At 60.1% G+C, this 13601-nt stretch carries 12 protein-coding genes; 3 read left to right on the top strand and 9 right to left on the bottom strand.

Annotated elements, in window-relative coordinates:
* Positions 1–23 precede the first annotated feature (23 nt).
* Together XH90_RS08780 and XH90_RS08775 are read right to left on the bottom strand one after the other, a co-directional pair.
* Positions 24–1028: an NADP-dependent oxidoreductase gene (locus XH90_RS08780; RefSeq protein WP_194480455.1), complete on the bottom strand. Its 1005-nt coding sequence runs from the start codon at positions 1026–1028 to the stop codon at positions 24–26.
* A gap of 31 nt (positions 1029–1059) precedes the next feature.
* Entirely contained in the window at positions 1060–1923 is an 864-nt protein-coding gene (locus tag XH90_RS08775; RefSeq protein ID WP_194480453.1) for an alpha/beta fold hydrolase, read from the bottom strand.
* Positions 1924–2148: 225 nt separating this feature from the next.
* Here XH90_RS08775 and XH90_RS08770 point away from each other — a divergent pair, with 225 nt between their 5' ends.
* The gene (locus XH90_RS08770; protein ID WP_194480451.1) at positions 2149–2580 is read left to right on the top strand and encodes a helix-turn-helix domain-containing protein; all 432 of its coding nucleotides are present in this window, start codon (positions 2149–2151) and stop codon (positions 2578–2580) included.
* A 67-nt stretch (positions 2581–2647) separates the two neighbouring features.
* On the opposite strand, the gene XH90_RS08765 is transcribed toward XH90_RS08770, so the two are convergent.
* The 4 genes from XH90_RS08765 to XH90_RS08750 form a co-directional block, all read right to left on the bottom strand.
* The gene (locus XH90_RS08765) at positions 2648–3472 is read right to left on the bottom strand and encodes an enoyl-CoA hydratase-related protein (RefSeq protein ID WP_194480449.1); all 825 of its coding nucleotides are present in this window, start codon (positions 3470–3472) and stop codon (positions 2648–2650) included.
* Between the two features lie 88 nt (positions 3473–3560).
* Positions 3561–4265: an SDR family NAD(P)-dependent oxidoreductase gene (locus XH90_RS08760; protein WP_194480447.1), complete on the bottom strand. Its 705-nt coding sequence runs from the start codon at positions 4263–4265 to the stop codon at positions 3561–3563.
* A gap of 16 nt (positions 4266–4281) precedes the next feature.
* Complete coding sequence (locus tag XH90_RS08755) at positions 4282–6603, bottom strand: molybdopterin-dependent oxidoreductase (protein ID WP_194480446.1); 2322 nt, start codon at positions 6601–6603, stop codon at positions 4282–4284.
* Positions 6600–7241 carry a TetR/AcrR family transcriptional regulator gene (locus XH90_RS08750; protein WP_194480444.1) on the bottom strand — a complete coding sequence of 214 codons (642 nt, stop codon included), beginning with the start codon at positions 7239–7241 and terminating at the stop codon, positions 6600–6602. The genes XH90_RS08755 and XH90_RS08750 overlap by 4 nt, the downstream gene beginning before the upstream one ends.
* 167 nt (positions 7242–7408) lie before the next feature.
* Here XH90_RS08750 and XH90_RS08745 point away from each other — a divergent pair, with 167 nt between their 5' ends.
* Both XH90_RS08745 and XH90_RS08740 read left to right on the top strand, forming a co-directional pair.
* Positions 7409–8608 (top strand): acetyl-CoA C-acyltransferase, encoded by a 1200-nt coding sequence (locus tag XH90_RS08745; RefSeq protein WP_194480442.1) that lies wholly within the window; start codon positions 7409–7411, stop codon positions 8606–8608.
* Positions 8609–8700: 92 nt separating this feature from the next.
* Complete coding sequence (locus tag XH90_RS08740) at positions 8701–9912, top strand: multidrug effflux MFS transporter (protein ID WP_194480440.1); 1212 nt, start codon at positions 8701–8703, stop codon at positions 9910–9912.
* 605 nt (positions 9913–10517) lie between these two features.
* Here XH90_RS08740 and XH90_RS08735 read toward each other — a convergent pair.
* The 3 genes from XH90_RS08735 to XH90_RS08725 all read right to left on the bottom strand — a co-directional run bounded on the left by XH90_RS08735 (position 10518) and on the right by XH90_RS08725 (position 13563).
* Positions 10518–11090, bottom strand: a complete 573-nt coding sequence (locus XH90_RS08735) for an Lrp/AsnC family transcriptional regulator (RefSeq protein WP_194480438.1) — start codon at positions 11088–11090, stop codon at positions 10518–10520.
* A 12-nt stretch (positions 11091–11102) separates the two neighbouring features.
* Positions 11103–12551 (bottom strand): gamma-aminobutyraldehyde dehydrogenase, encoded by a 1449-nt coding sequence (locus tag XH90_RS08730; protein ID WP_194480436.1) that lies wholly within the window; start codon positions 12549–12551, stop codon positions 11103–11105.
* A 109-nt stretch (positions 12552–12660) separates the two neighbouring features.
* The gene (locus tag XH90_RS08725; RefSeq protein WP_194480434.1) at positions 12661–13563 is read right to left on the bottom strand and encodes a LysR substrate-binding domain-containing protein; all 903 of its coding nucleotides are present in this window, start codon (positions 13561–13563) and stop codon (positions 12661–12663) included.
* Between the last annotated feature and the right edge of the window lie 38 nt (positions 13564–13601).

Below are 13601 nucleotides of genomic sequence, written 5' to 3'. Positions count from 1 at the left end.
CTGCCTCGGAAGCGTTTGGTGACCTATTGCTTCACTGCAATGACGACCTTGCCCATTGCGTGCCCGGCCTCGACATAGGCGAGCGCATCGCCAAGCTTTTCGAACGGGAACACTTTGTCCACAACCGGACGGATCGGGCCGGACTCGATCAGAGAGGTGATTTCGCGCAGCTGCTGCCCCTGCGCGCGCATGAATAGGAATGAAAAACGCACACCAAGGCTTCTGGCTTTTTTCCGCACACCGCGGCTCAGCAAGCGCATCACCAGTTTCAGGAAGAGGTTCATACCTTGCTCCTTGGCGAATTCGGGGTCGGGCGGCCCGGAGATCGAGATGAGCAAGCCGCCTGGTTTCAACACGCGTAGGGATTTTGCAATCGTCTTGGTCTCCTGGCTGTGCAGGACCAGATCGTAGCCCGACAAGACCTTTTCGAAATCCCGGGTCTTGTAGTCGATGACCAAGTCCGCGCCGAGACTCTTAACCAACTCGACATTCTTCGTGCTTGTCGTCGTCGCAACGAATGTACCGAGATGCTTGGCGAGTTGGATGGCGAAAGTCCCCACCCCACCGGAGCCAGCCTGGATGAAGACCTTCTGGCCAGGCTTCAACTTGCCCACCTCGACCAGCGCCTGCCAGGCGGTCAGCCCAACCAGCGGGATAGAGGCGGCCTCTTCCATGCTGATGTTCTTGGGCTTTGGCGCCACGTCCGCTTCATTCACGGCAATGAATTCGGCGAATGTTCCGACCCGATGATCGCGCGGCCGAGCATAGACCTCGTTGCCGACCTTGAACCGCCTGACATTGCGGCCGACCCTGACGACTATCCCAGCAACATCGTGCCCCAGAATGAAAGGCGGACGATACGGCAGTATGAGCTTGAATTCTCCGTCCCTTACTCTGGAGTCCAGAGGGTTCACGCCGGCTGCACGAACTTGAACCAAGACATCGTCGTCCTGCATCTCCGGCTCCGGCAAATTGGCCAAGCGCAGAGCGCCTTTCTTCTTGTATTTGTCGACCACGAACGCCTTCATGGTGTTCTCCATTCGAAGCATTGCCGTGGTCTCAGGCTTCAAGGAAGGACAAGGCCTTCGGAACAAAGTCGGCGTAGTGCTGAAAAATTCCGCCATGCCCGGCATCTTCGTAGATAATCAATTGTGGACCTTGGATCCGGCGCGCCATATCGATGCTGTTTGCGGTCGGGACCATGATATCGCTGTCGCCATTCGCGATAAGTACAGGAATGCGGATGCTGCCGAGATCCTGAGGCGTCTGCTGTGCCCAGCTCTTGATTGCCTTCAGTTGCCGCAACAAAACCTCTGGTGTGGCTCCTTTGTCCCGATCTACCTTGCGCTCCTTCAGCCTTGCCAGAAAGGCGTTTGCGGCTTTGCGGCCATTGGCCGTGGACGTGAAGAACAGGTAGACTTTTGGGTCTCGCAAAGTCAGCAAGCCCTTGATCATCAGCGGCCAGGATACAGGCCCAACCTTCTCGATACCTTTGCCGCCTGCCGGGCCAGTGCCGGTCAGAACGAGTTTTCGCACAAGACCCGGCACCTTCAGCGCAATATCCTGCGCCACGAACCCGCCGAGGGAAAAGCCAAGCAGATCGATCTTTACAAAGCCCAGAGCGGAGATCAGAGCAATCGTATCTCGCGCCATTTCGCCCACAGTTACAGGCGCTTTCCCGCTTGAAGCGCCGACACCTCGGTAATCGATTGCGATCACGCGATGCCTAGTGGCGACCCCATCGACGATCCTCGGATCAAAATTGTCGAGAACCGCACCCCAATGGTTGAGAAGGATCACCGGCACGTCGGTACGTGGACCGATGTCGCGATAGGCAAAAGTGGTTCCTGCAGCACCGATCGAAAGATTTGGCGCATCGACATAGCGCACCACCGATCCGGCGCGGCCTGCATAATTGGACATCACCTACTCCAAAATTCGGCTGAAACCGGAATTCCAAAGATGGAAGGACATCGGTCCACAAGATGCACATGGCACCGACACCTGCCCAATGCTGTCGGAAGTGCGGGGCTCGGCCATGCTGCGTTGCGCCTTGCTCATTCCGGCTTTCTCAATTTGTCCTCGAACATCGACGAATAGCCTGTTACTATCAATTTAGTACTAAGTCAGTACTAAAATGAGACTTACATGAATAAACTTTCGACCCAGCCTTGCATGATCGCCCGCAGCCTCGCGCTTGTCGGGGATGCATGGAGCATGCTGATCATGCGCGACGCCCATGGGGGGCTGACCCGCTTCGACGACTTTCGTAAGAGTCTCGGTATCGCGCCGACGATGCTGGCGGGTCGGCTTGCAGCCCTGGTTTACGAGGGATTGCTGGAGAAACGTCGCTATTCAGACCGTCCGCCGCGAGACGAGTATGTGCTGACGGAAGCCGGGCGGGACTTTTTGCCGGTGCTGTTTGCGATGAGCGCGTGGGGACGAAAGCATCGCGGCGGAGGCAAGACGATCCGGTTCTTCGACGCCGAGAACGGAACGGAGATCGATCCCCTCACCATCGACCGCGCGACCGGCGCTCCGATCGGAACACGTTCCATTCGTATCGCCGCACCCGAATGATCGACTTGGACCTTGTGCGTTGCGAGCACGGACCACTCGGCCCTCAAGGCAATGAACCCATCTCGTTTCACCCGTATTTGGGAGAACGTTTCTCAATGAAAGCCCGGACGGCTTCGGCGTGCTGCGCAGTGCCCGCCGCAACGACCATCCTCTCGGCCTCTTGATCCAATGACGTCAGGAAGTCAACCGAAAGCGCAAGATCGAGATTATCCTTGATGGAGCCAAACGCGCTTCCTGGACCGTTTGCCAACGTCCTCGCCACTGCAAATGTTTCGTGTTGCAGTTCAGAATCGGACACCACGCGATTTACCAGCCCCAGCGCTTCGCAGCGGCGTGCATCGAGCCGTTCGGACAAAAACATCAGTTCACGCGCACGCGCCGTTCCGGCCAGCCGGGTCAATAGCCACGAAATGCCGTAATCGCCGGTCAGCGCAATCCTGGCGTAACCGGTCGTCATGATGGCGGATTCGGCTGCAATACGAATGTCGCAGGCGAGCGCGATCGCAAGCCCGGCGCCAGCCGCAGGTCCCGGCAACGCGGCGATGGTGGGTTTACGGACCGAGACGAGCACGCCGGTCAGGGTTCGCTGACGTTCCCGCAATCGCGCAACCTTGTCCTCGAATGACATGGCGGGTGCGGCGGAGTTGCCGCCGCCCATCCCCTTGACGTCGCCGCCCGAACAGAAAGCGGTGCCTGCACCGGTAATCAGCAGTGCGCCAACATTCGGGTCCTCACCATTGCGCTTGATCATCCGGCGCAACGCCGGCGTGAGATGGTCGGACAGCGCATTTCGCGCTTCGGGTCGGTTCAACGTAATCACTGCGACGCGATCTCGGATCGCGCACAGCAGTTCGTCCGTCCCTGTGTCGATCGAGATTGATCCATCATTCATGGTTCTGACCCTTCAAGACCTGCATTTGCAGAGCTCTCCAAAATGACTATGCGTGCATGCCGTGGCCATGTTTCTCGCCGGCCAGACCTCACCAGGTTTCGTGGAACGGTCGCAATTCCGTAAGGAACGACCAGGCCGACCGGTCCTGACCGTACAGATGATACAGTTCATCGGCGATCGCGGCAGGCTTGATGAAGAATTCATCCGGTTTGTCGCTCATCCTTGAGCGCATCCGGGGTGTATCAATCACGGCGTCAATGAGAACGTAGGAGACGTGAATGCCGAGAGGCCCCATGTCCCGCGCGATCGATTCGGCCAGAATACGCTGGGCTGCTTTTGTCGGCGCGAAGCCGGCGAAATTGGCCTTCCCCCGGATCGAAGACGTGTTTCCGGTGACCAGGATTGCGCCCTTGCCGCGATCGATCATGTCAGGAGCGACTTCGCGCGCCAGGTACAACAAGCCCATCACGTTGACCTCGAAGTTGTCCTTCAGCATCTTCGGGTCGATCTCGCGGAAGTTTCCCCAGCCCCCTCCGACCGCGTTGTGGATGAGAGCTTCGGCCGCGCCGAAACGGCGCTTAACGTCGGCGACAACGGTCCGCACCTGGCTCTCGTCTGTAACGTCGCAGGTCATCGCGTGGACATCGGGAAGCTCTTGCGCGAGGTTATTGATGAGCTCGGGCGAACGAGCAAGCGCCATGACACGGAAGCCGCCGGCAGAGAAGCGCTTGACGATGGCAGCTCCGGTGCCCGGGCCTACTCCGGTCACGATCGCGATTGGTTTCTCGGTCATATGATGGTCCCTTCGACTATTGCCCGGCCGCTCGCATATGAATCCGCTCGGACTGCGACTGATGGACGGCAGCCTCGTGGGCGGGCACCAGGGCGAGACGAACCGCGACGTTCTTGTGGTACGGCGTGCCGGCAACGGGATCGCGGTTGCCGCTCTCGGTGAGCAGATTGATGCGCGGTCCGTTGATCAGGCGCTCGCCGTCGGCTGTGGGATATGCCTGACCGTAGCCGTGCGGCAAAGCCAGTTGGCCTTTCCGCATGGCGTCATCGACCTTGCAGCGAACAACAAGCCGCCCGACCACCGACTCGACGGCGATCCAGTCGCCATCCTTGGCGCCCAACTCGCTCAGATCACTCGAATTGATCAACAGCGCGCCGTCCGGATCCTCGCGACGCCACGCGGGATCGCGAAATATCTGGTTAGCATTGAACATGCGGCGGCCACCAGCCGCCAGCATGAACGGGAACTCCTTTGGAGCGCCCGCAGCTCGCGGATCGAGACGCGCCAGCCATTCCAACATCTGAGGCACGACCAGCCGAACCTTGCGATCCGAATGGCTGATCATTGACCAGACCTCGTCATACTCGTGCCGGGTAACCGCCGCGCCCTGCCGGGTCGCTACAATGGTGTCGAACAGGAGATCTCCCAGCTGCTGGTCCGTTACCTCGTCGGATGCGCCGATCGCCCGCCGTACCGCTTGGGGCGATCGCTTCGCGCAAGCCAAGGCCGCGCTCCACATAGGGGCCGCGGCCGCCGTACCATCCGGAAGCGTCTGCCCCAGCGTATGGTAGAGCACCAGGGCAGGTACTGTCGCAGGGTTTTCCGCTATGAAAGCACGAAAGGCCGCGGCGAATTCAGGTCGCGAGCGCCGTGCTATTTCGCGCAGCGGCGCGAGCACATTGTCACCCGGCAGAAGCCCCAGGGCGATGGCAAGCCGCGTGTAGATCTCGGGCTCCGGCAAGGTGCCGGCGAGCGGCGGCAATACCGCGGCGCGAACGTGAAAATAGTTCGTCGGAAATTCGAAGTTGAAGAAAGTAAATTCGGTCTTCTCGTATTGTGTGGAGGCCGGGAGAACGTAATGCGCGAGCCGTGCGGTTTCGGTCATCGCAACGTCGACCACAACGCATAGCTCGAGCGATTGTAGCGCGCGTTCCACCGCCTCGGTGTTTGCGGCGGTGTTGGCGGGATTGGAACTGTCGATCCAGGCGCAGCGCAGCCGGTCGGGATGGTCCTTGAGCACTGCCTCGGGAAAAATATTGGGCGGCAACAATCCCCCGATAATGGCGTCGCCGGTCGGCGCAAATCTTTGGTTCGGAGAATTACCCCAGAGTGGCTGAAGCCAACTATGCAATTGATTGGTGCCTTTACGGCCAAAATTGCCGGAAAGCATGATCAAGAGCTTCTCAAGATAGGAGTTGAGTGTTGAGTTAATGCCTTGCTGGATGCCAAGCTCGACCCGAACCACCATGGCCTTCGCCGCTACAATCATCGCGGCGCAGCGTTCCAGATCAGGAAGCGAGATATCGGCAGCGGCCGCCCATTCTGCAATGGGGATGTTCAATAGCGCTTGCCTCACTTCAGTGTAGCCGATCGTGTGCTCGTGAATGAACGCATGGTCGATCTGGTCAGAACGGACAAGCATGGCCAGCAGCGCACCAAGAAGAAATGCGTCGGCACCGGGCCGAACTGCGAGATGCAAATCCGCCATGTCGGCGGTTTCGGTTCGTCGAGGGTCAATGACAATTAGCTTGCGTGCGGGATCCTTGCGGATTTGATTGAGGTGGTCGCGCGCATTGGGGAAACCGTGCGCGATCCAGGGATTTGCACCGATGACAAGCAAAAGATCACAATGATGCACGTCCTCTGCGGTGTGACAGGTTTGGCTGCCGAACATGTGGCCATTGACCCAGAAATCCCCGGTTTTCTCCTGGGAAAGAGCGTTGAAGACGCTGCGTGAACCCAGCGCGCGCAACAGGCCACTGGCGTAGGCGCCGCCGGCGTGGTTGCCCTGCCCGCCACCGCCGTAAAGGGCAATGCTCTTGCCGCCATACCTGTGGACAATGTCTCGAAGGCGCTCCGCGATCTCTGCAATCGCCACGTCCCATTCGATTTCGTCAAAGCCACCATCGGCGCGACGACGCAACGGGGCCGTGAGCCGATCCCTGTGATGCGCATAATAGGGAATACGGGTCGCTTTGTTGCACAGATAGCCTTGCGACTTCGGGCTTGATCGGTCGCCTCGCACTTTCTCGAGTCGCCCATCATTCACCCAGACTTCAATGCCGCAGTTTATGTAACACAGGTTGCAGGCTGTCTTGAGCCACTTGCCGGCCGTCATGGTGACCTCCCAAATTGTGGTTTGCCGCAGCTCATCGCCTTTGTCGTTCTGCGCTGCGGCTTGCGAGTTCGACCGCCGGCAGTCATCCGTCCGGCGTCGAGAATATCGTCGGAAAGCTTTCCGGCGCCGACAGCACGCGACAGCACGATAGATCCAACCATGGTTGCAATGGCGCCGGTCGCGATTTGGCGCGCCTGTTGGGATCCCTTAGCGGGAAGCATTTCGACAAGGATGTCGATCATCTTCTCCAGTTTGGAAGCAAGGGCCCGCCGCTCGCTCGGGCTCGAGCGGGCGACATCAGCTGCTAGGGCTGGAAGCGCGCAACCTCCTCCAGGATTATCGCGGTGGCGGGAACTGACGTAATCGGCAATCAACGCCGCGATGCGATCCTCGTTGCCTTTCCCGTTCGCCAGCGTTTTCCACCGCTCGACCATTTGGTCCATCGCAAACGCGATTGCCTCGCCAACAAGTGCGGCACGCGAATCGAAATGGTTATAGAACCCGCCGTGCGTCAGACCCGCGAGCTTCATCAGTTCCACAACGCTAAGCCCTTCGGCACCGTTTTGGCGCAAACCATAGGACGCGCTTTCAACGATCCGGCTGTGAGTTTGACGCCTGTGGTCTTCTACGTAACGCATCGCCGCTCCGTGCAAGCTCTTGGGGGAACGGCCGCAAAACCGTTCCCATCCCCTCCCTGCAATTCTTGAACCGTGCTTTTGCAGACCACGGCAACATTTCATTGCAATGCCGACTATCTTATATGACTATCGTCATATAACAACAGTGATCAAGAGGAGAATTCGCTATGGCTGCCGCTTCCGATCCCGTCGCCATCCTTTCCGCCGCCCGTACGCCACTCGGCCGCTTCATGGGCGAGCTCTCGACCCTCAGCGCACACAAGCTCGGCTCTCACGTGATTGGAGCAGCTCTGGAACGGGCCAAGCTGGCGCCTGAAAAGATCGAAGAAGTGTTCATGGGCAATGTGCTGCCGGCCGGACAAGGTCAGGCGCCGGCGCGCCAGGCCGCTCGCGGCGCCAAATTGCCGGATGCCACTGGCGCCACCACCATCAACAAGGTCTGCGGCTCCGGCATGAAGGCCACCATGCTCGCTCACGACATCATCAATGCGGGCTCCGCCGAGATCGTTCTCTCCGGCGGCATGGAAAGCATGAGCAATGCGCCCTATTTGCTGGCCAAGGCGCGGGGCGGTTACCGCGCTGGCCACGACCGCATCATCGACCACATGATGATGGACGGTCTGGAGGACGCCTACGAGACCGGCCGCTCGATGGGCGACTTTGGCGAGGCCACGGCAGAAGCCTATCAGTTCACGCGCAAAGACCAGGACGCGTATGCGATGGAGACGTTGACCCGCGCCCGCAAGGCGGTCGAAGGCGGAGCGTTCAAGGCCGAGATCGCGCCGATTGTGCTGACGGAGAAAGCCGGGTCACGGATCATTGCCAATGACGAGCACCCGCTCAAGGTCGATCCCGCCAAAATCCCGGGCTTGAAACCCGCGTTCCGCGCCAACGGCACCATCACGCCGGCCGCCTCCTCCGCAAATGCCGACGGCGCCGCGGCCCTCATTCTGGCCAAGCGCTCGCGCGCGGATCGCGACGGCCTCCCAGTGCTCGCCGAGATCAAGGGCCACGCCACCCATAGCCAAGAGCCACAGTGGTTCACGACGGCGCCCATCCCAGCTATTCGCAAGCTGTTGGACAAGGTCGGCTGGAGCGCGGGGGACGTCGATCTGTTCGAGATCAACGAGGCCTTTGCCGTGGTGGCGATGGCGGCGCAGAAGGATCTCGGCATCCCGAGGGAGAAGCTGAACGTCAACGGCGGCGCCTGTGCGCTTGGCCATCCCATCGGCGCCACCGGCGCGCGATTGATCGTGTCGCTGTTGCATGCACTCGAGGCACAAAACCTCAAGCGGGGTGTGGCGGCACTCTGCATCGGCGGCGGTGAAGCCACTGCCATCGCGGTCGAGCGCGTCATCCGCCGATAACGGACAATCCCCGTAAAAAAAAGATCGGCGGGCAGCGCGAACCGCGGCGTCCGCCGCATAGCCCGCCGATCCCTGTCACCGCGAAAGTTCAAATGGCTGACCAGTGCGAAGCAATCGAGCCCGCGCGGCCGAGTGTTAGGATCCCTAGCGCCCTACCGATCGCTATCCTTTCCCTTCTGGCCGCTATGGGAACCCTTGCGACCAACATTTTGCTGCCTTCGCTGCCGCAGATTGCAATCTCGTTGAATGTCACGAGCGCGGCAGTCACTTCCGCTATCACTATCTTTCTGACGGTGTTCGGGCTGGGCCAACTCGTCGTCGGACCGCTTTCGGACCGCTACGGAAGACGCTGGCCAGTTTTGATCGGATTTGCGGTGTTCTTCGGCGGCAGCATCTGGTGCGGTTTGGCTAACGATCTACCTAATCTTTTGGTTGGCCGCGCAGTCCAAGCAGCGGGCGCGTGCGCGACGTCAGTTTTGTCTCGTGCCGTAGCCCGGGACATGTTCAGCGGGGCTGCTTTGGCGCGGGCACTGGCTCTGATGATGATCGCGATGTCCGCAGCCCCCGGCTTTTCACCACTGCTTGGCGGCGCACTCGATCACATCTTTGGTTGGCGCTCCGAGTTCGCGCTCGTCGCCGCGTTTGCCGCAGTCGGCGCCGTTGCCTATGGCGTCCTTCTCGGGGAAACCCACCACTCGATCCGCGCGCCGCTCAATCCGGTGGCCATTGCCAAAATCTACAGGGGCTTGGTTGGCGATCGACGGTTCGCAATCCCGGCAGCCACCTCGAGCCTCATCATCGGCGGCTTGTTCTCGATGTTTTCGGCTGCGCCGCGCCTATTCATCGAAGCGCTACACTTCACGCCGATCCAGCTCGGCCTGTTCTTCGCCGGTACCGTCTTTATCGTATTCGCCGCGGGCGTGCTGGCAACAAGATTGGCAGCACGGTATGGGCTCGATGGCCCGATCCGAGCCGGGCTGTGCGCGACGGCGGCCAGCAGCCTTGCGATCTTGGTCATCTCGATGGTCAACCCAACTTTCTTGCCGTTCCTCGGCGCGATGAGCGTATTTCTCCTTGGCATGGGCATTGTCGGTCCACTGGCCACCGCCCGCGCGCTCTCTCCATTCGGCGACAAGGCCGGCGCGGCCTCGGCGCTATTGGGCTTTTGGCAGATGATGAACGCCGCGATCGGCGTATGGCTTGCTGCGACGGCGTCACATGAAGCCATGTTGGCGCTGGGCGTCGTGCTGAGCGCGTTTTCATTACTGGCTCTCGGCCTGTACGCGCGGGGTCCCGGGTCTTGATTGGCTTGTGACTCCGCACGCGTCTCTTGCCGGTCACTCAGGCCCTCCATCGCCGTGATAGGCATAGCTTTGACTAACCCGCCAACGACCTGGGATCTGGCAGCGCGTCCAGCAACTGATGGTGGGGCCGCCACCGTCGCGCCGCGCTTGCCATCTTCACAAAAATCGCTTCAACAATTCAACAGTTCGTTCGAGCCTGGTACCTGCTGACCTATTCTCTGGAAAAGCCGCAACTATCAGGGAACACTCTAGAATTGCCGATGCGATTAAGGCGCGGGACCAATCTCCGGCACGTGTACGCAATGAGAGGCATGTGGGCCATCTCCGCTATGCAGACATGAAAGAGATTGTCCATTCGATGGACTGCGCATGATCATTTTGCCGCGCAACGCCAGCGGGGATCTGCATTGGCTCATCGCAATCGCTACGCAGGATTGCACCCGCGCTGAAATCGTTGTGCCCTCTAGCGTCAAGTGCGGGTGCTTGCGGGCAAGCGCAAAATGATTCAGAGTGGCAGCGTAGAGTAGACGGAGGGAACTTAAGTCGTGCGTTTACTGCCGCGAGAATCCTGGATCCATCGCGCCTGATTGCAAGCTCCCGCCTCACTAGCCTCGCCTGATGGCTCGCGTCTTGCGATTGGCGGTGGTCGGAAGAGCGCTGACCAGCCCAAGTGGAAATCCGCGAGATTGCTTGATTTGCTGCAAAGAGATGAAGCTCGAAAAGCGATCGACGCCTACCTCGGCTGCGAGCATGTCTTCCATAATTCCGCGATAATGGTCTACGTCCCGAGCCACCACCTTAAGCACGTAGTCGAACCCGCCGCTCACCAGATAGCATTCGACGATAAACTGTTCGTCACGGACGTAGCGCTCGAACCGTTGAGTGCACTCCGCGGTCCGACGCCGTAGGGTGACATCCGTATGGACTGTGATATGTGGAGCGAATTTCCTTGCATCGAGAGTGGCGCCGTAAGCCACAATGAATCCTGCATTTTCGAGACGACGAACGCGTTGCAGGCACGGTGTCGGCGAGAGCGCGACCAGTTCGGAGAGCTTGAGATTGCTCATCCGACCGTCGCTTTGCAACGCAGCAAGGATCTTGATGTCGAGACGATCGAGCCGTAGTCGAGTGTCCTCAACCGCAAGCTGCCGTATGGAACCGATGCAGACCTGTTCCATGGCGGCACTCGCTCAGCCAAAGTTCATCATGACGTGGCGCATGACGGTGTAGTCCTCGAGGCTGTACATCGATTGATCTTTGCCGTAGCCCGACATTTTCAAGCCACCGTGGGGCATCTCGCTGATTAGCGTGAAGTGGGTGTTGACCCATACGGTACCGTACTGGAGGCGCGAACTGATCTTGAGCGCCGTCTTCGCATCGCGGGTCCAGACCGAGGACGCGAGGCCGTAGTCGCTGTCGTTGGCCCAGGAGATCGCCTGCTCCGCGTCATTGAACCTCGTCACCGAGACGACCGGTCCGAAGACCTCACGACGAACGATTTCGTCAGTCTGTTGCGCGTTCGCGATAACGGTCGGCTGGTAGTAGAACCCGTCACGATTGGTACGCGCCCCGCCGGTCACGATCTCGATGTGCTTCTGCTGGCTCGCACGCTCGACGAAGCTCGCGACGCGTTCGCGCTGGCGCTCGGTGATCAGCGGTCCGAGCTCGGTCGCTTCGTCCTCCGGCGCGCCGAGCTTGATGGTCTTCACGGCGCTTGCGAGGTCGGCCACCACGCGGTCGTAGATCTTGGGGGCCGCATAGATGCGGCAAGCCGCGCAGCAGTCCTGCCCGGCGTTGTAAAAACCCGCGCTCTTGACGCTCGCAACGACTTCATCGAGATCGGCATCGTCCATGACGATGACGGGGGCCTTGCCGCCGAGCTCGAGATGGGTCCGCTTCAGGGTTTTCACGGCGGCCTGAAGCACCTTCTGACCGGTCGTTATATCGCCGGTCAACGACACCATGCGCACGCCCGGCATACTGACCAGCGACGAGCCAACACTGTCGCCGCGGCCCGGAATGATGTTGACGACGCCTGGCGGAAACAGTTCTGCGAGAATCATCGCGAGCTTCAGCGCCGTGAGCGGGGTTTGCTCGGATGGTTTCATCACGACCGTGTTGCCGACCGCCAGCGGCGCTGCCAGTTTCCAGGCCGCCATCATCAGCGGGAAATTCCAGGGAGCGATGGAGCCCACAACCCCGACGGGATCGCGGCGGATCATGCTGGTGTGATTGCCGACATATTCGCCTGCGGCGCTTCCCGTCATGCAGCGCGCCGCCCCGGCGAGGAAGCGAATGACGTCGACGATTGCCGGAATCTCGTCGCCCAGCATCTTGAGATAGGGCTTGCCGCAGTTAAGCGATTCCAGTCGCGCGAACGCCTCGCCCTCCGCCTCGATGCGGTCCGCCACTTTCAGAAGCAATCCGGCACGGTAAGCCGGGGTGGTTTGCGACCACTTTTCGAATGCGCGTGACGCGGCCTTCACCGCGGCGCCGATCTGATCGGCCGAGGCTTCCGGAACCTCACCGAGAATCTTGCCGGTAGCCGGATTGATGATGGTCTCGACCGGCCCGTCGCCTGGAAAAAGCTTTCCGTCGATCAGCAGGTTGGTCATGACGTTCGGTTGGGCGATGTTCATCGGCCAGGCTCCAGCTTGACAATCCGTTTGGTTGCTGAACCTAGCCAAGGCGCTAAGGCTATGGGAAATACAAAAAGCTGGCTGGTTCCTATCGGAAAAGCCGGTCGCGCTATCTTTCGCTTCTGTATTCGCGCGCAAGGTGCAGGAATATCTGGGCTTGGTCCGAAATGACCGACCCTCGGCGCCACGCGACCCCCACGTCGACGGTAACTTCGATCCCCTGGATCGAGCGTGCTTCGAGACGATCGCCCTCGAGCGACCATGCCCTGAAGGTCATGTCTGGCATGATGGCTACGCCGGCGCCGGTGGCAACGAGACTGCGGACAGCCTCGACGGACGAGGTCGTCAACGCGAAGTTCGGTCGCAGACGAGCGGTCTGCCAAAGCGCGGCGTTCGATTGCGGCATCTCGTCGATCGACAAGCCGATTAACGGCTCCTCATTGATCGCTGCCAGCGTGACTTGCTCCTGCGCCAGCAGTTCGTGGCCGGCCGGCAACCAAACTCTGTTCGGCGATCGCACCAGCGTCTCGAACTCCAGCGCGTCATGATCCTCCAGATTGGATACGAGCATCAGTGCGACGTTGAGCTCACCATTGACCAAGAGATGTTCGATGAAGGCCCGATCCTCCTCCACGACTTTGACCTGCACGTTGGGAAAGATGCGCCGAAATCGCGCCAGCAGATCAGCAAGGAAATAGCCCGACACGAGGCTCGTCACGCCGAGGTTGAGAACGCCGGAGACAGCCTCCGATCCCGTCTTCAACACACGCCCGGCGTCGGCGACGGCAGCCAGGATCAGCCGCGAGTGCCGCAGGAACTGGTGGCCCTGATAGGTTAAAGTGACGCCCTTTGAGCTGCGATCGAACAGCACGGCGCCGGTCTGCGCCTCGAGTGCCCTGACGCTCTCGGTGATGGCGGATTGCGAAATGTTCAGGCGCGTCGCGGCGCCGGACACCGAGCCCGCCTCGGCGGTCGCGACAAAATAGGAGATCTGCCTGAACGTAAGATGCATCGGCGTGTATCCACCTCCAGATCATGCTGCAAAGGTCC

Source organism: Bradyrhizobium sp. CCBAU 53338 (genome assembly GCF_015291665.1).
Classification (GTDB): domain Bacteria; phylum Pseudomonadota; class Alphaproteobacteria; order Rhizobiales; family Xanthobacteraceae; genus Bradyrhizobium.
The sequence above is the reverse complement of the archived record's forward strand: the minus strand, read 5'-3'. Positions and strand labels throughout refer to the sequence as shown.

Excerpts from the sequence above, each read along its gene's own strand:
- XH90_RS08780 (WP_194480455.1), bottom strand. The coding sequence starts at position 1,028 with ATGAAGGCGTTCGTGGTCGACAAATACAAGAAGAAAGGCGCTCTGCGC.
- XH90_RS08775 (WP_194480453.1), bottom strand. The coding sequence starts at position 1,923 with ATGTCCAATTATGCAGGCCGCGCCGGATCGGTGGTGCGCTATGTCGAT.
- XH90_RS08770 (WP_194480451.1), top strand. The coding sequence starts at position 2,149 with ATGAATAAACTTTCGACCCAGCCTTGCATGATCGCCCGCAGCCTCGCG.
- XH90_RS08765 (WP_194480449.1), bottom strand. The coding sequence starts at position 3,472 with ATGAATGATGGATCAATCTCGATCGACACAGGGACGGACGAACTGCTG.
- XH90_RS08760 (WP_194480447.1), bottom strand. The coding sequence starts at position 4,265 with ATGACCGAGAAACCAATCGCGATCGTGACCGGAGTAGGCCCGGGCACC.
- XH90_RS08755 (WP_194480446.1), bottom strand. The coding sequence starts at position 6,603 with ATGACGGCCGGCAAGTGGCTCAAGACAGCCTGCAACCTGTGTTACATA.
- XH90_RS08750 (WP_194480444.1), bottom strand. The coding sequence starts at position 7,241 with ATGCGTTACGTAGAAGACCACAGGCGTCAAACTCACAGCCGGATCGTT.
- XH90_RS08745 (WP_194480442.1), top strand. The coding sequence starts at position 7,409 with ATGGCTGCCGCTTCCGATCCCGTCGCCATCCTTTCCGCCGCCCGTACG.
- XH90_RS08740 (WP_194480440.1), top strand. The coding sequence starts at position 8,701 with ATGGCTGACCAGTGCGAAGCAATCGAGCCCGCGCGGCCGAGTGTTAGG.
- XH90_RS08735 (WP_194480438.1), bottom strand. The coding sequence starts at position 11,090 with ATGGAACAGGTCTGCATCGGTTCCATACGGCAGCTTGCGGTTGAGGAC.
- XH90_RS08730 (WP_194480436.1), bottom strand. The coding sequence starts at position 12,551 with ATGAACATCGCCCAACCGAACGTCATGACCAACCTGCTGATCGACGGA.
- XH90_RS08725 (WP_194480434.1), bottom strand. The coding sequence starts at position 13,563 with ATGCATCTTACGTTCAGGCAGATCTCCTATTTTGTCGCGACCGCCGAG.